General features: G+C 41.4%; 22 protein-coding genes. 8 read left to right on the forward strand and 14 right to left on the reverse strand.

The genetic code is table 11. The features are described 5' to 3' along the window. Positions 1-40 precede the first annotated feature (40 nt). Positions 41-631, reverse strand: coding sequence for a phosphatase PAP2 family protein (locus tag ACXAFV_RS20845; RefSeq protein ID WP_475129300.1), 591 nt, complete (start codon positions 629-631; stop codon positions 41-43). Positions 632-734: 103 nt separating this feature from the next. On the opposite strand from ACXAFV_RS20845, the gene ACXAFV_RS20850 reads away from it, so the two are divergent. Then, complete coding sequence (locus tag ACXAFV_RS20850; protein WP_475129301.1) at positions 735-1940, forward strand: M20 metallopeptidase family protein; 1206 nt, start codon at positions 735-737, stop codon at positions 1938-1940. 45 nt (positions 1941-1985) lie between these two features. Here the strand turns inward: ACXAFV_RS20850 and ACXAFV_RS20855 are convergent, their stop codons facing one another. From ACXAFV_RS20855 to ACXAFV_RS20865, 3 genes are read right to left on the reverse strand one after another with little or no spacing between them, the layout of a single operon-like run. Next, positions 1986-2684 (reverse strand): EcsC family protein, encoded by a 699-nt coding sequence (locus ACXAFV_RS20855; protein ID WP_475129303.1) that lies wholly within the window; start codon positions 2682-2684, stop codon positions 1986-1988. A 57-nt stretch (positions 2685-2741) separates the two neighbouring features. Next, the gene (locus tag ACXAFV_RS20860) at positions 2742-3974 is read right to left on the reverse strand and encodes an ABC transporter permease (protein WP_475129304.1); all 1233 of its coding nucleotides are present in this window, start codon (positions 3972-3974) and stop codon (positions 2742-2744) included. Next, positions 3964-4707 (reverse strand): ABC transporter ATP-binding protein, encoded by a 744-nt coding sequence (locus ACXAFV_RS20865; RefSeq protein ID WP_475129305.1) that lies wholly within the window; start codon positions 4705-4707, stop codon positions 3964-3966. The genes ACXAFV_RS20860 and ACXAFV_RS20865 overlap by 11 nt, the downstream gene beginning before the upstream one ends. Before the next feature lie 710 nt (positions 4708-5417). Here ACXAFV_RS20865 and ACXAFV_RS20870 point away from each other — a divergent pair. Further along, the gene (locus tag ACXAFV_RS20870) at positions 5418-5840 is read left to right on the forward strand and encodes an HIT family protein (protein WP_475129307.1); all 423 of its coding nucleotides are present in this window, start codon (positions 5418-5420) and stop codon (positions 5838-5840) included. A 167-nt stretch (positions 5841-6007) separates the two neighbouring features. Further along, positions 6008-6544: a tryptophan transporter gene (locus ACXAFV_RS20875; RefSeq protein WP_475129308.1), complete on the forward strand. Its 537-nt coding sequence runs from the start codon at positions 6008-6010 to the stop codon at positions 6542-6544. A gap of 56 nt (positions 6545-6600) precedes the next feature. Here ACXAFV_RS20875 and yhzF read toward each other — a convergent pair whose 3' ends face one another. Then, positions 6601-6792 carry a membrane protein YhzF gene (gene yhzF, locus ACXAFV_RS20880; protein ID WP_475129310.1) on the reverse strand — a complete coding sequence of 64 codons (192 nt, stop codon included), beginning with the start codon at positions 6790-6792 and terminating at the stop codon, positions 6601-6603. Between the two features lie 154 nt (positions 6793-6946). Here yhzF and ACXAFV_RS20885 point away from each other — a divergent pair, with 154 nt between their 5' ends. The 4 genes from ACXAFV_RS20885 (at position 6947) to ACXAFV_RS20900 (ending at position 9784) form a co-directional block, all read left to right on the forward strand. Further along, a complete protein-coding gene (locus ACXAFV_RS20885; RefSeq protein WP_475129311.1) occupies positions 6947-7315 on the forward strand; it encodes a YtxH domain-containing protein in 369 nt (122 codons plus the stop codon). Between the two features lie 612 nt (positions 7316-7927). Further along, entirely contained in the window at positions 7928-8503 is a 576-nt protein-coding gene (locus ACXAFV_RS20890; RefSeq protein ID WP_475129312.1) for an HTH-type transcriptional regulator Hpr, read from the forward strand. A gap of 331 nt (positions 8504-8834) precedes the next feature. Further along, a complete protein-coding gene (locus tag ACXAFV_RS20895; protein WP_475129313.1) occupies positions 8835-9371 on the forward strand; it encodes a DUF3267 domain-containing protein in 537 nt (178 codons plus the stop codon). A 233-nt stretch (positions 9372-9604) separates the two neighbouring features. Continuing rightward, positions 9605-9784 carry a hypothetical protein gene (locus ACXAFV_RS20900; RefSeq protein ID WP_034763303.1) on the forward strand — a complete coding sequence of 60 codons (180 nt, stop codon included), beginning with the start codon at positions 9605-9607 and terminating at the stop codon, positions 9782-9784. A gap of 835 nt (positions 9785-10619) precedes the next feature. Here ACXAFV_RS20900 and ACXAFV_RS20905 read toward each other — a convergent pair. The 3 genes from ACXAFV_RS20905 to ACXAFV_RS20915 form a co-directional block, all read right to left on the reverse strand. Next, on the reverse strand, positions 10620-10706 hold the full coding sequence (locus ACXAFV_RS20905; RefSeq protein WP_082051156.1) for a YjcZ family sporulation protein: 87 nt from the start codon (positions 10704-10706) through the stop codon (positions 10620-10622). A gap of 129 nt (positions 10707-10835) precedes the next feature. After that, a complete protein-coding gene (locus tag ACXAFV_RS20910) occupies positions 10836-10919 on the reverse strand; it encodes a YjcZ family sporulation protein (RefSeq protein ID WP_060670486.1) in 84 nt (27 codons plus the stop codon). A gap of 86 nt (positions 10920-11005) precedes the next feature. After that, positions 11006-11092, reverse strand: coding sequence for a YjcZ family sporulation protein (locus tag ACXAFV_RS20915; RefSeq protein WP_446247001.1), 87 nt, complete (start codon positions 11090-11092; stop codon positions 11006-11008). 189 nt (positions 11093-11281) lie between these two features. On the opposite strand from ACXAFV_RS20915, the gene ACXAFV_RS20920 reads away from it, so the two are divergent. Next, complete coding sequence (locus ACXAFV_RS20920) at positions 11282-12229, forward strand: peptidylprolyl isomerase (protein WP_475129315.1); 948 nt, start codon at positions 11282-11284, stop codon at positions 12227-12229. Positions 12230-12301: 72 nt separating this feature from the next. Here the strand turns inward: ACXAFV_RS20920 and ACXAFV_RS20925 are convergent, their stop codons facing one another. The 6 genes from ACXAFV_RS20925 to ACXAFV_RS20950 all read right to left on the reverse strand — a co-directional run bounded on the left by ACXAFV_RS20925 (position 12302) and on the right by ACXAFV_RS20950 (position 20552). Further along, positions 12302-12478 carry a sporulation YhaL family protein gene (locus ACXAFV_RS20925; RefSeq protein ID WP_475129316.1) on the reverse strand — a complete coding sequence of 59 codons (177 nt, stop codon included), beginning with the start codon at positions 12476-12478 and terminating at the stop codon, positions 12302-12304. Positions 12479-12970: 492 nt separating this feature from the next. Beyond that, entirely contained in the window at positions 12971-13915 is a 945-nt protein-coding gene (yhaM, locus tag ACXAFV_RS20930; RefSeq protein ID WP_475129317.1) for a 3'-5' exoribonuclease YhaM, read from the reverse strand. Between the two features lie 152 nt (positions 13916-14067). Next, complete coding sequence (locus tag ACXAFV_RS20935) at positions 14068-17037, reverse strand: ATP-binding protein (protein WP_475129319.1); 2970 nt, start codon at positions 17035-17037, stop codon at positions 14068-14070. 13 nt (positions 17038-17050) lie between these two features. Beyond that, positions 17051-18271 (reverse strand): metallophosphoesterase family protein, encoded by a 1221-nt coding sequence (locus ACXAFV_RS20940; protein WP_475129321.1) that lies wholly within the window; start codon positions 18269-18271, stop codon positions 17051-17053. Positions 18272-18409: 138 nt separating this feature from the next. Further along, positions 18410-19660, reverse strand: coding sequence for an ABC transporter permease (locus tag ACXAFV_RS20945; RefSeq protein WP_475129322.1), 1251 nt, complete (start codon positions 19658-19660; stop codon positions 18410-18412). Continuing rightward, positions 19653-20552: an ABC transporter ATP-binding protein gene (locus tag ACXAFV_RS20950; RefSeq protein WP_475129324.1), complete on the reverse strand. Its 900-nt coding sequence runs from the start codon at positions 20550-20552 to the stop codon at positions 19653-19655. Before ACXAFV_RS20950 ends, ACXAFV_RS20945 begins: the two co-directional genes overlap by 8 nt. Between the last annotated feature and the right edge of the window lie 71 nt (positions 20553-20623).

A 20623-nucleotide genomic window follows, 5' to 3' on the forward strand; every position in this document is an offset into this window, starting at 1 on the left:
GTCCCTCAGTGCATGAAAAGCACTCTAAGGACGGACCTTTCTAATTTGGCCTTTTTTCATAAAGGAAGGTTGTCAGGGTAAAAATGGAATAGCCGATAAGAAATCCGGCCAGTACATCTGACGGGTAATGGACTTGTTCCACTACTCTGCTTAGTCCAGTGAGGAAAGCAATCACCAGTGCAAGTATGTATAAGCCCCATTTCACCTTGACAGAAGAGAATTCCCTGCTGATGAAATAGGCAGCTGTCAGTAAAAATACAATGCCTACCATTGCATGTCCGCTTGGAAAGCTGAAGCCATCTTCACCGTGCGGAAAATGCGGTCTGTCTCTTTCCATCAGATTTTTAATAGCTTTATTCAAGACATTGCTTCCTGCGACAGCGACTACAACTGTCAAAATACCGGGGAAATCTTTTTTCGCCCACCATAGATAAAGAATCAGCAGGATTGAACCTCCGCCGATGACAGGTTCAGTCCCGACCACAGAAAAAACCTTCATGAAGTGTAAATGATCCATACTTTCCAATAAATAAGGATCCCATGGTATAGAAAGTTCGTGATAAACGAAGTGGGAAACAGCCATAAATAAAATGAATGAAATAATGCCGAATATGCAGTATGTCTTTTTCATTTCAGTCCTCCTTTCCACTATTATTCCTTATTAATAACCTATTTGTTCCTCCTGTTTAATGTTATAATATTCTAAATCTTTAACATTTATAGGAGGTTTTATCTTGCTGAATGAATTATATCAGAAATTAGAGCAGCGATGGACAGAAATGGTAGAAATCAGAAGACATCTACATAAGTATCCAGAACTTTCTTTCCAAGAAGAAAACACGGCAAAATATATTGCTGAGTATTACCGCAAACTGGGAATCAATGTCCGGGAAAACGTAGGTGGAAATGGTGTAGTCGCAACGATCGAAGGCCGTCTCCCTGGAAAGACTGTCGGCCTGCGTGCTGACTTTGACGCTCTTCCCATCCAGGATGAGAAAGAGGTGGAATATCGATCAACAGTCCCTGGAGTGATGCATGCCTGCGGACATGACGGACATACCGCAACCCTCCTGGTCTTAGGAAAAAGCCTTCACGAACTAAGGGATCAGCTTCCAGGAACAGTCAAGCTCATCCATCAGCATGCCGAAGAATATGCTCCAGGTGGGGCAAAACCGATGATCGAGGATGGCTGTCTGGATGGAGTCAATGTGATCTTCGGCACTCATTTATGGGCTACAGAGAAGTTAGGGAAAATCCTGTTCAAAACAGGACCGGTCATGGCAGCAGCCGACCGCTTTGAAATCGTGATCAAAGGTTCGGGGGGCCATGGTGCACAACCTCATAAAACAAAAGATGCAATCGTAGCCGGTGCTCAGCTTATCACGGATCTTCAGCAGATCGTGAGCAGAAGGGTGAACCCTATTGATCCAGCAGTCGTCACCGTAGGCTCATTTATTGCTGATAATGCCTTCAATGTGATTGCGGACCAAGCAAAACTGATCGGTACCGTCCGCACCTTCAATCCGGAAGTCAGGGATTTCATCGAAACCGAGATCGAACAAATCATCAAAGGAGTCGCTTTATCCTTCAACTGTGACTATGAGTACCGTTTCGAAAGGGGATATCCGGCGGTTGTGAACCACTCCGATGAAACACAGCTTCTCATCCAATGTGCAGCTGATATCGATGAAGTTCATAACGTGGAAGAGATCGAACTTCAAATGGGAGGAGAAGATTTTGCCTACTACTTGGAAAAAGTGAAAGGCACCTTCTTCTTCACAGGTGCAGCCCCTGAAAACGCAGAAACGCTTTACCCTCACCATCACCCCAGATTTGAGATTAATGAAAAGGCGTTATTGATCGCTGCCAAGACATTGGCATCCGCTACTCTTCATTATCAGAGAAAGCATGCAGATTCAGGGATGACGGTTAAAAAATAAGCAAAAAAAGATCGGCCGCGGCCGATCTTTTTTTTGAGATGGCATTCATTTATTAAAATACCGGATCCGATAGGCAAATTTAGCTGTTTCCCCGAGCTGGTCCAAAAGCTGATAATTGGCATATGCCCCTACAACTGCCCCGACTCCCGGGACAAGCTGAAGCATTTTTACGAAGTCAATATAGTCCCGGTACTCCTGTTGAAAGGAGCGCCAATCTAGTTCTTTTAATTTTTCTTTTTCCTCATTCCAATTCTCGATGATCCTCAATGTTTCCTGTTTATGTTGATCACTGGAAAATGCCAGCTGAAACACATACAGAAGAAACAATCTCTCCTCATACCTTCTGACATCATAGCCATGTAGTGTGGAACACTCGCTCAGGAACTTCATCTTGATGGAAAGAAGCAAAGGGAAATCCGCCAGTCCCAGAAAGATGCCACCTGCTCCTGTACCTGCCCCTTCGATGACCGCAGCCTTCCGATGGAATTCAAGCCTTTCTCTCATCCGCTCTTCTCTTTCTTGTAAGGAAGGAAGTGCTTCCACGTTTGAAAGTTTGAGCCATTCACTTCCCTTCAATGTCATTTCCACCATTCTCTTTATACTTTCCGTGATCAATTGATGGGCTTTTTCGGGGATAAATTGATTCACCTTCTTCTGGGCCTGCTTTGAAACCCTTTGAAATACTGATGATTTCTTATTGATTTTCCTTTTCCAGGATTCCAGTTCTTCTCTTTCCTGATTCATGATCGATCCCACCTTTTTTTCATCATTTCTTTATACGCAAGGGAACGGTCTTTAGTTTCACAGATAAAAGCTGCTGTCCATTTTTTTCAGCCGTTGGAGCAAATAGTATTGGCTGAATAGAATGGAGAAAACGAATCCTGCCAGAAGAATGATGACTCCCTCCACCCACATTCCTTTAATTAGTAGAGGAAGCGAAAAGATGACCGATTGAATCATCATGGACTGATTCAACACCTTCTTAAATGATGATGTTTTCAATTCTTTCCGAACGGGATAGATAAGGACCCATATTTTGTAATCAAACCGTTTATAAAGAGGAACCAGCTGAAATCCAGTTAAATACAGGAATAAAAGCGACGTCAGAATGTTGACAATAAAAGACTGGTTCGTATAAATCAATACCGCGCCGATCAATGTCAACCTTATATACAGACCTGAAAATTCACTCGTCCTGACCAAAGAACGAAGATATAAATTCCGGTAAGATTCATTTTGTGAAAAATCCGTTTTCACAATAAAGTCTAGCCATTTCCTCCTATGCACCTTTCCTTTTAGCTTGGGTACATCCGTAAACATATTGGCAATCCGGTAAAACATCAGCATTCTTTGCTGCTCGAGATGTATCAGCAAATCCCATTTCAAGTTTTTCTTTTTTGTAATGTGATAAAAGTAGAATAAGTAACCTGCCATGATGATGGCCACTGCCATGATCATCACAATGGATGCTTCTGATAAGATCAGCAGCAGTATGGATCCGGATAACAAAAACCGGATGATACTGTCGATCCAGTGTGCTTCTTTTTCCTGAAAACGAAGCATGAACCACCTGACGTAAAGATTCCACACCTTTATTGCCAGAACAAGTGCAAGCAAAGGAAAGAAGCTTTTAAATCCATTACCTGACACGGCTACATACATTGGCATCAAAGCCGCCAGCACAAGGAGCTGGATATAAGATTGGAACATGAAGCTGATCCAGATACTTTTCCTGAAATACCCTGATAGTCCATTCTCAAGCGGAAGCAAAAAGACTGCGTCCGCTTCTTTAAGAAACGTATATACCGGGCTCCACGCAAGGATCAGACCCAGTATCACCGCCATTATGTATGCTGCCGGAAAAGAAGGATCAAGTGTCTTTACCCATTGATTGTAAGTAAAAGCAGCACCACCAAGCGCAAAGATCAGTACAAACAGAAGATGATCATTAAACATGTATTTCAGGTATTTCTGAAGTTCCTGGTTGTATTCTATTATTCGCCTCTTCCAAATATTTTCCGCATTATTCATCATCGGACTCTTCCTTTGTGAGCTGGATATATATATCGTCCAGGGTCGCTCCAGGCATGGAAAACTCTGATTGAAGCTCCTTCAATGTCCCCTTTGCCCTGATTTTGCCTTCATGAAGGATGACGAATGAATCACAATATCTTTCTGCAGTGGCAAGAATATGGGTGGACATTAATATACCTGCCCCACTTTGCTTCATTTCTTCCATCCAATCCAGTAATGATTGAATACCCAGTGGATCCAGTCCGACAAAGGGTTCATCAATAATATAAAGACTTGGTTGAATGAGAAAGGCGCACATGATCATCACCTTCTGCTTCATCCCTTTGGAAAAATGGGCAGGAAACCATCCCAGTTTCTTTTCCATGCGGAAAGCTTTAAGAAGCTTTCCCACCCTCCCTTTATATTCTTCTTCTGTCAGACCGTATGCCATGGCCGTGAGCTTCAAGTGCTCTTCAAGAGTCAATTCATCATAAAGGATAGGCGTTTCAGGTATGTATGAAAATTGCTTGCGGTATTGATCAGCATTTTCCTTCAATGTATGACCGTTAATTGAAATCCCGCCCTGCTTCGGTTCCATTAAGCCGATGATATGTTTGATCGTGGTACTTTTTCCTGCCCCATTCAGGCCAATTAAACCGACGATTTCCCTCGAATTTATTGAAAAACTGATATCCTTTAATACTGGTTTCCTTGTGTAGCCTCCGACAAGCTGATTTATCTCTAATAATGCCATGGGCAGCAACGTCCTTTCTCTTCTACATGGTTTGACTCTATTTTAGCAAAATTTCTCACTAAAGGCATCGTGCAATGGAGTCTCATTCCAATAATTAGTATTCATAACTTCAAGTAATGCTGCACATTCTAATATTCGAAGGGGCCAGCAATAAGAAAAACGGGGTGGTTGTTAAAGACCAGTTAACCGATTTCACTATTGTTTACGGCTTAAAGGATAGTCGTCTTTCATAGTGAATGACACACTCACCGATTCATTTCATCACTAACTTGATAAATGAGGTGTTTGTTAAAGAACATTTTGACTGAATCAATTATCTTGTACAGCGTAATAGCTTCAAAAGATAAGGGGATGGTCACTTTGAACAAAGTCATTCATTTTCCAAGATTACACAAATCATGCTTATAGCCAAATGAGGTGTTTGTCGCAGACCACTTATAGTTTCTATTGTCTTATGCTAATCAGCTAAAAGATAAGGGGATGGTCGCATTGCAAAATTTTCATTCTACTAAAGGAATGGGATCTCTGATTACGCTACAAAGCAAATGAGGTGTTTATCAAAGAAAGGAAACTTGGCGTATAAACCTTTAGGAATACCCCTTCAAAGAGAGGCAGGAAAACCGTTCCTGTCTCTTCTTTACTTTTCTTTCTATTTCCATTCGTGCTAAAATAAACAGCATATTCCTATATTACTGAAAGGTGGAAATGTTATGAGCGATTGTATTTTCTGCAAGATTATCGATGGAGATATTCCTTCAATGAAAGTATACGAAGATGAACATGTTTTAGCATTTTTGGATATCAGCCAGGTTACCAAGGGACATACCCTGCTGATCCCGAAAGTACATAAGGAAAACATCTATGAACTCACACCTGAAACAGCAAGTCACCTTTTCTCCGTAGCTCCTAAGATCGCCAATGCCCTTAAAGCGGAATTCGAGCCTGTCGGATTCAATTTGTTGAACAACACCGGTGAAGAAGCCGGACAGTCTGTCTTCCATTTCCACATGCACTTCATTCCGCGTTATGGCTCTGGTGACGGCTTCGGAGCAGTCTGGAAAACACACAATGATGATTACAGCACAGATGATTTAAAAAGCATTGCAGAATCCATTTCTAATCATATTTCATAAGATTTGAAATACACCCGGCACATCATTAATGCTGGGTGTTTATTTTTGGAAAATTAATCTTTGACACGATTTATCCCTGTGTTATAATGTACCTATCTTTTCGCTGATGGCAATGAGTGCACATCAGGAGAAGGCAAAAAGTTAGAATAGTTGAGGAGAGATGAGAAATGAATACAAAAACACTTGTATCCCTATCATTATTAGTAGGGATCGGAGCCGTCCTGCATACGGTTATTCCGGGATTCTTTTTAGGCATGAAACCTGATATGATGCTTACGATGATGTTCCTGGGCATTATCCTGTTTCCAGCAAAGAAGAATGTTTTACTTCTTGGAGTGCTGACTGGAGTCATTTCTGGATTAACAACACAATTTCCAGGCGGTTTTTTACCCAACTTAATTGATAAACCAATTACAGCCTTTGTGTTTTATGGATTATTCCTGGCTACACAAAAGGTCACACGTTCAGTCATAGGAGCTTCCGTGCTGACAGCGGCAGGTACTCTTGTATCCGGAAGTATATTCCTGCTTTCCGCTTACTTGATCGTCGGACTTCCAGGGGCTTTCTTCGCACTGTTTGCGGCAGTTGTACTGCCTGCAACAATCGTTAACGCCGGAGCAATGTTTGTCGTTTATCCAATCATTCACTCCATTCTGAAGCGATCAAGCATGAAAGATTCAATGACTGCAGAACAACTTTCTTAATCGTTAAAGGACTGTATTGCATCTGCAATACAGTCCTTTTTTGTAAATTTTCTTTTCTACGCGGCGAACCAAAACAAGATCCCTATCAAGAAAGTGATTACGCCGCCTGATCCCATAATCGACGCTCTTCTCTTCAACATATTTTTAGGAGGATACATACCGGGCCTTTGGATTTTGATAAAGTTATAAACCATACACAAGAACAGCACGCCGCTCAGCGCAAAAAAGCCGAAGATAATCCCGTCCATCTCCTTACCCCTCCCCTACACGCCTCTTATCTATATTTTTATGCAGAAATGAATAGGGATATGAACTTCCTTGTTTCCAATCCCTATCATTGGGGAAAAGGAATATACATGTTATTTGTAGAAGTAAGTATTATAGAATAACGAGGTGATGTAAATGAAAATAAAATCTCTTACTTATGGATTAATCATTGGCGGTGTGATCGGCGGTATTGGTTCACTCCTTTCAACTCCTTCATCCGGAAGAGAACTCAGAAGCCAAATCAAAAGCAAGAAAGAGGATTGGAGTCAGATTTTTGAAGAGATGAAGGTGCACTTGGGGGAATTGAAGGACTCAATAAGCACCCTCTCACAGGAAGGGAAAGAAACCGTCCAGCAAATTTCTAAAGATCTGCAGGCATCCGTCAAGCAATGGCAGGCATCAACCGAACCTAACAACCAGAAACTCCAACAGGAAATCCAACTAATCCAATCCAAAATCGAAGAACTAGAAAGCTCATTAAATACCAATAACAACTCAAACTAAAAGAAATTATGAAATGAATGAAAGAAGACCTTTAATGCTGCATTATTTGCAACAAGTGCAAGCAGGGTCTTCTTTCTCATTACATAATATTTTTGAATTAAAAGAAAAAAAGTTCTAACCTTGAAGGAGATAGGCAATACCTTTAGGTATGAGTATGACTTTTACCGAATCCAGCGGTTGATTGGAGTGCAGGACGAAGACTCCTGCGGGAAAAGTAGCCTATGTGAGACTTGTCCAGCTCCAGCGGCTAGAGGCTCGAGACATAAGCCATGCCATCCAAAAAGGCAAAAAGCGCCTTTATGGCTGACCTGTCTTATGCTTGTCGCCTCTGGTCAAGCCGCTTCCGCTTTTCTTCCCGCAGGCGAAGCCGAGGAGGCTCACGGGCTACCCGCGGAAAGCGAAGTCCTGCACGGAAATCAATAGCGGTATAAGGTGTTCTACCATAAATAAAAACACATACTTCGAAAAATTTTGTCAATTTATCCTTTATTAATTTTTATTTTATTGGCATAATAAAATAAAAGCGCTTTCTTTTAATCGATAGCTGTTTAAGTAAGAATAATGGGCATGCGCATATAAAGAAAAGATTTTCTAACAAAGTGGGTGTAAGGGATGGAAGAAAGAGATTATTCATTGAAAGAGGCAATCATCTTCAGTCAACGTATGGCTCAGCTTAGCAAAGCGTTGTGGAAGGCCATCGAAAAAGACTGGCAGCAATGGATAAAGCCTTATGATCTAAATATCAACGAACATCATATCCTTTGGATTGCTTATCATCTCAAAGGAGCGTCAATCTCAGATGTGGCAAAGTTCGGGGTTATGCATGTATCGACAGCTTTCAACTTTTCAAAGAAACTTGAAGAGCGGGAGTTACTCGAATTCTCAAAACGCGATAATGACAAAAGAAATACGTATATACAGCTTACAGAAAAAGGGGAAAAAATCCTGCTTGAACTCATGAAAAATTATAAACCGGAGACTCATTCAATCTTTCAAGGGGTGGCCCCGTTAAAAGAGTTATATGGGAAATTCCCTGAAATGATCGAGATGATGTCAGTTGTCCGAAATATTTACGGTAATGATTTCATGGAAATCTTCGAGAAATCATTCCATAACATCGATAGTGAATTTGCTGAAGACAATTCAAAACTCAATGAATTATTTGATAATGAAGAAGAACTTGCTTGATTCATTTCACGTATTGCAAATGTGCATCTATGATATGCGTTAGATTCAGGAAATGATTTACGCTTCGGTCCATGCAGCTATCAATCACTTCCAGAGCTCCATCACAGAGTCCAATCCATCTGCGAATTTTTTAAAAAGCGGAGTACATAAACAAACCTTTCCGCTTTTTTGCTTTTCACATTCTTTGTGCACCATCTCACAAATTCGTTTCGGCAGTTGTCCTTTTTTACCTCAGAAAAATCTCAAATTATGTATTGATTTTTTCCTTCAATCGTAATAAAGTATGTAAAGCGCTCATTAAAACACTATCGTCTACGGAGGCGATTTTTTTATGCACTGTTGGAAAACAATCAATCTTGAACGACAATTTGGTTTTTATCGAGTCTTTTTACTTTCATCTATCATTATGATGATGGTATTCTCTTTTATATACGTACCCATGAATTTAATGTATTCCAGTTCGTTCTATGACAATCACTTACTCGGTTTTGTTTTAGGACTTCTTAGTATCTATCCTTTGCATAAATTCATTCATTTGTTACCGATTCTTCCTTATGTGAAAAAGATGAGATGGAAATGGGACCGGAAGCTCATTATACTTCCAATCGTTTCCCTGAGGGTCGATCGTCCGATTTCAAAGTATCTGTATATGATTGCACTATTTGCACCGTTCCTGATCATTAACAGCATCTTACTTTACGGGTGCATACAGTTCCCGCATTACTCTCATTACTTCGCTATATTATTAGCGTTTCACTCAGGAATTTGTGCCATTGATTTCATTTATGCAAAGCAATTGATGCACTCACCAAAGAATGCATTAATCGAAGAGAATGATGACGGATATGAAATTCTCATTTATCAGTAAGGATGATAAAAATCCATTGGCTTCATAACAGCAATGGCCTACTATCATCCTTCTGCTTTATTAGCTCTTTTCTCATACTTTACGTATTTCAAAGAGGGAGACGAGTTTTGATTAGAGTACAAATATCTTGGTGAACATAGTGATTTACCAATATTTCGGCAATACTCGCTCTACCAATCTGTTTCATATTTTGGTATCGTATAGCTTATAGGAGATAACGGGGAGGGGTTAGAATGATCTCCATGTTTTTAGTATTTGCAGTGTTTATTTTATTTTACATAAACAAAATGACAAACGCACTTTGCTTACAAAAGGAAATACCTGAAGAACGCCAGCCGAAGGTATTCAGAACCATCAACATTCTAATCACTATTCTTTTGGTGTCTTCATACATAGAAATATTATTTACTTAATAGAAAAGCGGAGGCGGCTCGTTCAGCCCCGACAAGCATAACTGGGAAATCCCCTAAGGCGCTTTTTGCCTTTGGGGATTTTTCAGTTATGACCTCGAGGGGCTAGCCGCCGGAGCTAGACAAAGAAAAGCGGAAGGGCTTTGCCCAGAGGCGACAAGCATAAGATGAGCCACCCAAAAAGGCGTTTTTTGCCATATTGGGTGGCTTAGCTTATGTCTCGAGCCTCTAAGCCCTGGAGCTGGACAATAGAAAAGCGGAGGCGGCTCGTTCAGCCCCGACAAGCATAACTGGGAAATCCCCTAAGGCGCTTTTTGCCTTTGGGGATTTTTCAGTTATGACCTCGAGGGGCTAGCCGCCGGAGCTAGACAAAGAAAAGCGGAAGGGCTTTGCCCAGAGGCGACAAGCATAAGCTAAGCCCTGGAGCTGGACAATAGAAAAGCGGAGGCGGCTCGTTCAGCCCCAACAAGCATAACTGGGAAATCCCCTAAGGCGCTTTTTGCCTTTGGGGATTTTTCAGTTATGACCTCGAGGGGCTAGCCGCCGGAGCTAGACAAAGAAAAGCGGAAGGGCTTTGCCCAGAGGCGACAAGCATAAGCTAAGCCCTGGAGCTGGACAATAGAAAAGCGGAGGCGGCTCGTTCAGCCCCAACAAGCATAACTGGGAAATCCCCTAAGGCGCTTTTTGCCTTTGGGGATTTTTCAGTTATGACCTCGAGGGGCTAGCCGCCGGAGCTAGACAAAGAAAAGCGGAAGGGCTTTGCCCAGAGGCGACAAGCAGCTAAAAAAAACCAGCTCGATTCAATCGAGACTGGTTTTTTTAAATCTAATCTCATCAATTAGCAAACGTACGCTGCACCGATGATGATCAACAAAATAAATAATACTACGATTAACGCAAATCCTCCGCCGTAAGCACCAGACATAATGTGCTCCTCCTTTCATTTATAAAAAGCCACCGGAATAAGAATAGGCAAAAGGGGCTGCCTTTCTAAAGGTATCACCCCCCTCTCCAGTCCTTATCCGGTGAAGCACTACACTATCCTGAGGCTAAATTATAGCCATGCTGCACCTACAATGATTAGCAAGATGAACAGTACTACGATTAACGCGAAACCTCCGCCGTATGCGTGACCCATAACTTTCCACCTCCTTTGAAGCGCTAATGTATCTTATTCAAGTTAGTCGCCTTTTGTTTTAGGCATTTGTCATATTCCTAATTTTTTTAATATAGATACGCGGCACCAACGATGATTAATAAGATGAACAGCACTACGATTAAAGCGAATCCGGAATTGTTTCCACAGCTCATATTTATTACCTCCTTTTTTCTATTCGTTTTTATCATATGAAGGAACCTGGGAAATGGGTGTGTAAAATGCCCATTTTTCCCATGTTAAGTTTGGAAAATATTTTTTTTAATGGAAAAAGTGTGATATAGTATGGTTTGTAGAATTTTGACAAGCCATTAAGCGAATATATATTTTAGGAGATGTTCAGCATGAAAAAATGGATTATTTCAGTGACACTTGCAACCGGCATGATAGGATTGGCGGGCTGCAACGGAGACGGTGCAGAAAACAGTGATGTTGTAGCAACTACAAAAGCAGGGGATGTCACACAAGAAGAACTTTATAAGTCAATGAAGCAGAAGTTCACACCTCAAATGGAACAAGCTCTGCAAGAACTTGTCTATACAAAGGTTCTTTCAGATAAATATGAAGTCAGCGATAAAGAAGTGGAAGAAAAACTGAATGAAGCGAAAGACCAGCTGGGACCACAATTCGAGATGTTCCTCCAGCAGTATAACCTTGATGAAAAATCATTTAAAGACTACCTCAAACTTCAGCTGCTTCAGGAAAAAGCAGCGATTTCCGATGTAGAGGTATCTGAAGAGGAACTCAAAGAGTATTATGAAAAGTGGAAGCCTGACATCCAAGTCCGTCACATCCTTGTCGATGACGAAAAAACGGCTAAGGAAATTAAGCAAAAATTGGCTGACGGCGGTAAATTTGAAGATCTTGCTAAAGAATACTCGAAAGATCCAGGTTCTGCCGAAAACGGCGGAAGCCTTGGGTGGGTCGATTATGCCGGGCGCCAAAACTTTGTACCTGAATTCTCTAAAGCTCTTGATACATTAGAAAAAGGAAAGATCAGCGAACCGATCAAAACCGAATACGGATTCCACATCATTGAAGTCACTGATAAGAAAGAAAAAAAATCTTTTGATGAAATGAAAAAGGAACTCGAAAAGGAATTAAAACTTTCGAAAGTGGATCCTCAAAAAATACAAGAATCAATGAAGCGTGAAATTGAAAAGGCTGACTTGAATATTAAAGATAAAGATTTGAAAAAAGCATTTGATCAAGTATTGAACCCGCCGGCTGCTCCGGAAAATGGAGAAACACCTGCTCCTGAGAGCGAAGAAGCACCAGCTGCAGAAGAATAAAATCAAACAATGATAGAAGCCTGAAGAGAATGTTCATCTTCAGGCTTCTTTTTTCGTTCGAATCATATTCATCTAGGAGAATTGACGTCTCTTTTCTTTTTCTTCTTCCATTCGGGAAATATAGACTGCCCCTTCTTTCTCAATCCATTCATCTTCCATCTGTTTTTCTTCTTTAGCTGATTTAATGGTCATAAAGGCACTGGCGAAGATCCCTGCCACAACGAAGTACATCCAAATTGGTAGAGTCATTTACTTCATCTCCTTATAGTTTGTCCTCTCTTATTGACACTATATGAAATTATTCCAGGAAACATAACCTGTATTTGGAGATTTACATTAACCTTTGATTAGAACAATGATCTAGCTAATTTGAAGACGCACTCTTAATACCGCTTTTTATTTCCGTGCAAGACTTCGCTTTCCGCGGGTGACCCGCGAGACTACTCGTTGCAAAGTCTTGAGGGATTTTCACTGTCCAGTTGCAGGGCTTAGAGGCACATGTCATAAGCCAAACCGACCAAGAAGGCAAAAGCGCCTTCCTAGCCGATTCGTCTTATGCCACCCGCCTCTGAACAAAGCCCTTCCGCTTTTCTGTTAGGAGTCTTCGTCTTGCACTCCAATCAAAAGCTGGTACCGGTGAATAACAACAATAGACGTTAATAATAACAATATATAAAAGCAGTCCAGTTTTGGGTGCTGACGCCTCCAAACTGAACTGCTTGATATAGCCATTAAATCTCATTATTTATGGAATGTCGGTTTATAAAACGTGCGGTTATCGAGAGGGAAGATCCTTTCGGTGTATTCACCGGGCTTCACGCGTTCGAGTGCACGGTCGAGCATGTTCATCTTTGCATCGACGTTATCGATGTAGTGAAGAATTTCAGCTTCACGGATCATTGGGGGTTTTGGACTGCCCCACTCAGCTTTCCCGTGATGGCTCAATACCAAGTGTTGGAGAATCATGACCTCTTCCCCTTCGATTCCCAATTCCTCGGCTGTCTTCCCTATCTCATTGACCATGATTGAAATATGGCCGATCAGGTTCCCCTCAATGGTGTACGTCGTCGATGTTGGTCCTGATAACTCGATGACTTTCCCCAAATCGTGGAGTATCACACCTGCATATAAAAGATCTGTATCCAGTGACGGATACAAGTTTGCAATTGCTTTTGAAAGGTCCAGCATCGAGACAACATGATAGGCAAGGCCCGATACGAATTCATGATGATTTTTTGTAGCAGCTGGATATTCAAGAAATGGCTTATGATATTTCTTGATAAGGTGCCTTGTGATGCGTTGGATATTCGGGTTTCTCATTTCAAATATATACTGGGTGATCTTGCTTGTCATCTCATCGATCGACAGCGGTGCCGTTTGGAGAAAATCTGCAATCGTTTGTCCATCTGCCGGTGAAGCAGGGCGGATCTGTTTAATTTTCAGCTGATTTTTCCCTCGATAGCTATGTACATCTCCTACCACTTTCACGATTGTTTCGGGCTGGTATGCTTTCTCATCCTGTTCGGATGCGTCCCAGAGCTTAGCCTCCATCTCCCCGCTTTTATCCTGGAGAATGATAGTTAAAAATGGCTTTCCGGTATTTGTCGTCCCTTTAGTCATCTGTTTGATGAGAAGATACAGATCAACCGTTTCCCCTACGTTAAATGTCATGATACCAGTCATCATTATCCTCCGTCCTCATTGTAATTAGTCTCAGTATAACATATTTCAATAGATTCATTGTTTTACAGCCTATTCCCCGTATCTCTCCCGTAGGAAAACATAGTGTAATCGAGACCGAAACCGACTGCGTAACAGAAGGTTTCTATCCCGGGAGTCTATACAGGTACTGCTCTTTCTAATACGATTGTTTCTTTTTCATCAAAGTAGTTTCTGATATGGGGATGACAGGTGAACAATATGATTTGATGATCTCTTCCTGTTTTTCTCAATAGCTCTACAAAAGCACCAGTTCTGTCTGAGTCAAAATTCACCGCTCCATCATCGATTAAGATAGGGAGCTTATATATGTCTTTGAAGGACCGGACGAGTGCAAATCTTATGGCGATGTACAGCTGTTCCTTCGTACCCTGACTTAGCTCGACTGCCTGAAATCGCTGGCCGTCATTTCGCTCAACTTCAATCATTTCATTTTCTGCCACATAGATGGAATGATAGACTCCCTTGGTCAGAATAGTAAAATATTCTTCTGCCAATTTTATTACATTCGGCATTTTTGTTTGCTGATAATGATGAATCGTTTTATTTAGACTATCCTGTGCAAGGGTATATTTGGACCATTTCATGATGAATTCCTGCAGATCGGCCTTTTTATCCTGAAATTCCTGAAGGAGCTTGGAGTAGACAGTTCCTTCCTCTAATAGATTGATTTCATGTTCAACCGAAGCAAGCTTCTTTTGGCGATGTGAAATGTCTTTATTCAGCTCACTTGACTGTAATACAATCCCCTTAAGCCTGTTGGTTACCTCTTCTTTGAATTTAAATGTTGAGTATAAGGCCAGAGTATGTTGATTGACTCTCGTTTTCATCCCTTCATACCTAGCAAGAAGTTCTTTTCTCTCTTCAGCCCTCAAGGATAGCTCTCGGAATTCCCCTTCGTCGTTACATCCTGCCTCTTCAATCAAAGAATGAATCTCATCTTTAATTTTTTTCATGCGAAGGACGGATTGTTCTCTTTCGAGGAGCAGAGGTTCTAAGTCTGCTTGAAGTTGTTCGAAGATGAGCTTCTTTTTCTCAACTTCCTGTAAGATGCTCTTCATTTTCATGAATGCTTCCTGCATGGTTGTAAACACGAATGAATGCCGGTTAAACCACTCTTTACACTCGTTTGATAATTCATCGATTTTTTCTTGAAGAAATTTTTCATCTTCCCTTAACTGCTGTAATCTTTCGTATGACTCCACAAGCTCCTTCATTTTTCCAAAGGCGTCTCTCAGCCATTTCCAAGGGAATTCGGATGGGAGATATAACTCCTCTTTGATTCCTTCAAGCGAATGATTCTCCACACTTAGTTTGGACTCGGTTTCTTCCTGCTGTCTTCCCAACTTTTCTAGTTTCTCCTCTTGTTCCTCCAGCTGAAGGATACGCTGTTTCCATTCACTTCGATACTCCATTTGCTCCCTCAAGAGCCGTTCAGAGGTATCCAGGGACGCGGGTTCATCTTTAAGGTCGATTTCTTCAGAAAATTCACGAGCTTTTAATCTCAGGCTGTGAAGGTGGTTTATTTTTTCATTTAAATGTTGTCTTGATTTCCATCCATTGACTGCAAGGAGGGCGATGATGAGGATGCCCAGGAAAGTCCCCATCGTGTAATTATTCATGAATGCCCAAATACCGAATCCCGTCAGAAATAAAGCTGTTATCCCGCTGTAAAGAATTTGATTTGAAAAGGATTTACGTCTTCCCTGGACTTCTTTTTCTCCTTCATCCAGTTGGTTTTCAACCCATATTTTCTGCTGGAGTGACGCCTGTTTTGAAGATTGCTGCTTCACCTTTCTTTGTAATGCTTGATAATCTTCCTCTTTCATAAGAAGTTCTTCAAGCTCATCACATTTTCTTTCAATTTTTTGCATGGCATATAACTCGGTTTCAACTTGTTTTCTAAGGCTTTCATGTTCATTTTGAAGTTTGTTCTTTTCCTGAAGTACCTGTTCGATTCGCTCACTCATCAACAAGCTTGTATTGATGGATGGTATGTCCTTTTCTGCAATGCTCAAATCAAGTTCTCTCATCGTTTCGCTTACTCGTTTTTTTACAGCCTTCATTTCCCGGCCGATCTCACTCAGATCATCGATCCACTTCATATAGAGAGATTGTTGTGAAATCAACGACTCAACTTGATGAATTTCCGATGAAAATTGAGTGGGGTGCTGGACAGCTTCAAGCTTTTCTTCAAGTTTTTTTTGTTTTGAATCCAGCGTTTCCAAATAGGAGGAGGCCTGTCTCCATTCCATTTTCAACCCATTCAGTCTCTCTGTTCCCTTGGGAGGAATAGAGATTTCTTCGAGTTTTGACAATTTATTCAAAGTTGAAACATACTCTGTAAGACTATCCCAATGTTCTTCGATGACGTACAGTCCTTCTTTTTCTTGTGCCATTGATTCTTTTTCTTCTTCCAGGGAACTGATGGCGGACTCTAATAATTGCTTTTCTTTAAGCAGGGGGCCATATTGTTTATTCTTTTCTTTCGCTTCGCCCACCTGCTTTTCCAAAGCCTTCAGTTCGTTCAGCTTGGTGTTTATGACCGGTTTTCTTCCTGACTTCTTAAATAACTGTTCCCTTTCCTTTTGCCACTGTTGTTCCATTTGCAGAAGAAGATCGGTTCCAGTAGAGCCTGCGCTGAATAAGTAACGATTCAATTCATTTTTTTTCAATTTATGTATGTCTTGCAGGCCATCCAAATTAAACGAAAAGATGTTTTGGTACGTGATTTTATCCATATTCCCCATCAATTCAAGCAAGGATTCTTCCCCTCCTGTTCTTCCATCCTCGAATTGAACCGAAACATCACCTGCTGCCTTGCCTTTTACTCGTTCGATGCTGACTTTCCCATTTTTCTCTGTTTCACATAGGATTTTACCCCCATATTCAAAAGAGCTTTTCGGTTCATAGCGAAGCTCGGTTTGCTGCCTTGTGGGAAATCCAAATAATATGCTGTGTACAAAAGACATTATGGTGGATTTGCCAGCCTCATTTTCACCATAGAATAGTTGAAGATCATCAAGGCTGTAGACCTTGTTTATCAATTTTCCATATCCGTAAATATGCAATTGGATGATTCTCATCATGTCCACCTCTTTCTTACTGCCTCCGTGACGGATGGAGGATTAACTCTACCGTTTCCTCTACCAAATGTGAAAGTTCTTCTTCTTTTAAGGAATTAATATATCGATAGAACGAGGGGTGTTCATATAGCTCCGCTAATGCCCTTCCCCCTTCTTCGAGACTCATGTTTCTCATAGTATCGATGACATCAGTGATAAAAGGATCTTTTACATTTACATCAACATTTTCAGACCGGCTCAGTTTAATGGAATGAATCCAATTAATCGTCTCCCCTGTCAGTAAATCGGCTTGAAGTGCTTGAAGGAGATCACCGTTTTCTATCGCTTGAACCATCTCGGGGGTCAATCCCTTAAAATCTGTCAGATTCACCTGCAGCAGACAATCACCTGTCACTTCATATTCCTCAGCCGCTCTTCTGATCAATTGAAAAATTTCGCCAAACCGCTCAACTCCTTTAAGTGACACTTCCACTTTTCCCCATAATATATCCTGGGTTGGGATGAACTCAAGGACAGCATCGTGATGAGACATTTCTACAAGATAGCAGCCCTTTTCTCCTGTTTCTTTGCGGTGGCGGCCCTGAATATTACCAGGATAGACAATCGGAGGCTCATGATTCAGGATCTGACGCTGATGAATATGACCGAGCGCCCAATAATGATAGTTCTTCTCTTTCAGTTCATTTATTGAAAAAGGGGCATAGCTTTCATGGGGGGATTTTACGCTCCCTTCACTGCCATGAAGCAAGCCAATGATATAATCAGCCTCTAAATGCTTCGGATAGTCTGAAATCCTCCGTTCGCGAATATGGCGGGAACCATAACTGAAACCTGCCAATTTGACCAATGAACCGCCTTTAGTCACCAGTTCCTTCACTTCTGTTTCTTTATCAAAGATATGGACATTTCCGGGCATGTCAAGCTCCAGCCGGAAGCTTCCGAGATGATCATGGTTACCGTGAATGACGTAGACGGGAATTTTATTTTCATTCAACAGGCTGAACTGATTCATCAGTTTTGCCTGTGCCCTGATACTTCTGTCTTCTTCATCAAACAGATCACCGCTTATGATCATAAAGTCAACCTGTCTCTGTATCGCTTCCTTTACCAGTTTCTCAAAAGCGGTAAATGTGCTGTTCTGTATGCGTTCAAATAATTCTGCTGGAAGATGCTTCAACCCGGCAAACGGGCTGTCCAAGTGCAAATCGGCACAATGAATAAATCGTATCTTCTCCATGAAATCCCCTCTCCATTACGAATGTACGTTCTATATCCTCATTATATCCTAAAATAGCCTATTATTTCAGCTGTTATCATGAAAAGTATAAGAAAACCATATAAAAAGCTGCCTCCTTTTAACGGAGACAGCCAGATGTTATTTATTATTCGTAAGATCCATCGCTTTCTTTATATCCTTATAGGAGTTTGACTTCCCGTAAAGCAAGACACCTCCACGGTAAACCCGGGCTCCGAACACCCCTAGAAGAATGATGGTGCCAAGCAGTACCACGATTCCGATGATCGGTTCATATACCGGCAGATTCAGCATCCCCACTCTCAGGAACATGACCATAGGAGTGAAAAAAGGAATGTAAGAAGTGATTGTGATAAAGCTTGATTCAGGGTTGCCAAGTCCGAACATTGAGATAAAGAACCCGATCATGATGAGGAACGTCATCGGCATGATCATCTGCTGAACATCTTCAATCCTGCTGACAAGAGAACCGAGCAGAGCTGCAAGCGTTGCATAAAGGAAATATCCCAGCAAGAAGTATACAACTGCATACAGGATGACACTCACAGATAAAGATTCAAAACCAAACGATTCAAAAAATCCTCCTGCAAGTTCATCTTTACGGTTAAGTAATGTAAAATACCCAACTGCGAGGATAACGGCTAATTGAGTCAACCCTACAAGGCCGATCCCGATGATCTTTGCAAACATCTGCTTGACAGGAGATACACTTGAAATCAGTATTTCCATCACTCTTGAACTTTTCTCGGTCGCTACTTCCATGGCCGTCATATTGGCATAAGCGATGACAGAGAAATAAATGAAAAACAAGAGAACATAAACGACCCCTCTTGCCTGGCTCAATTCTTCTTCAGACTTTGCCCCCTCTGACAAGGCTTCTTTTTCAAATGTAACAGGTCCGCTTAATGCTGCCAATTCTTCACTTGAGAGTTCAAGCTTATTTGCAGCCAGGGATGATTTTATGTTCTGCAGGGCCAGCTGCAAATCAGACGTGATCGTCGAATCAGATAAAGAAGCTGATTTATAAAGTGCACTCGGCAGACCGTCTTTCCCCTCGGTCAATACTAGCAGCCCTTTAATCTCTTCCTCTTCAATTTTCTTCTCGACTTCTTGCTGTGAATCCTTGGAGGCAGTCAAAGTTATATCATCATTCAAAACTGTTACCTGTGCTTTAAGCATTGAATAGAGATAGCCCGTTTCATCCTGTACAACTACCTTTTCTTCCTTATCACCATTGAAAGTCGACAGTATCATATCAAAATTCGTCAATAAAACAAGGGCACCTGCAATGATAATGGTAGAAATGATAAAGGATTTGGCTTTAAGTTTCGAGAAATATGAATGGCCAAGCATGATAAAAAACTTATTCATAGGAAGTCCCCACCTTTTCTATGAAAATGTCATTCAATGATGGATCTTCCAATTCGAATTTTCTAAGGAATCCTTTTTGAGCTGTATGATGAAATATTTCTTCTGCAGCTATTTCCGACTCCACTTGAAGCAGGACGCCTTCCGTTGTTTCCCTGAACTTGGTGACCCCTTTGAATTCTTTCAGATGGGTCAAATCAAAGTCAGCATGAATAACGACATTCTTTTTTCCAAAGGAGCGTTTGATGTCTTTAAGTCCCCCATGTACGACGGGATTGCCTTGGTGCATGATGCATAAGCTTTCACACAGTTCTTCCACATGCTCCATCCGGTGACTCGAAAACACAATAGTAGTACCTCCCTTTTTTATTTCCCTGACAGCATCTTTCAGCAGCTCGACATTTACCGGGTCTAGTCCGCTGAATGGCTCGTCCAGGATCAGCAGCTTCGGTTTATGAATCACCGAAGAGATGAATTGAATCTTTTGCTGATTCCCCTTAGAAAGCTCTTCTACTTTTTTATCTAAGTATTGAGGAATATTAAATCGTTCCAGCCATATGGATAATTCCTTGAGTATATCTTTTTTGTCCATCCCGCGGAGTCGCGCAAGGTAAATAATCTGATCCTTTACCTTCATCTTGGGATATAGTCCGCGTTCTTCAGGCAGATAGCCGATTTCACCACTTGACGCGTAATCAATGCGGCTGCCATTCCATGTGATTTCTCCTCCAGTCGGGTCCAACAATCCCAACACCATCCGAAATGTGGTAGTCTTCCCCGCTCCATTTGCACCGAGAAATCCGAACATCTCTCCACGATCTATTGTAAGAGATAATCTATCGACGGCTGTGAAGCTGCCGAATTTCTTGGTAACCTGTTGAATAGCTAAACTCATATGCAGTTTCTCCTCTCATCCTTTTCCTTCTCTTGTTACTCTACGATTCTGACAGAAAAAGGTTTCATTTT

The organism is Rossellomorea sp. ABR4_012 (genome assembly GCF_056159545.1).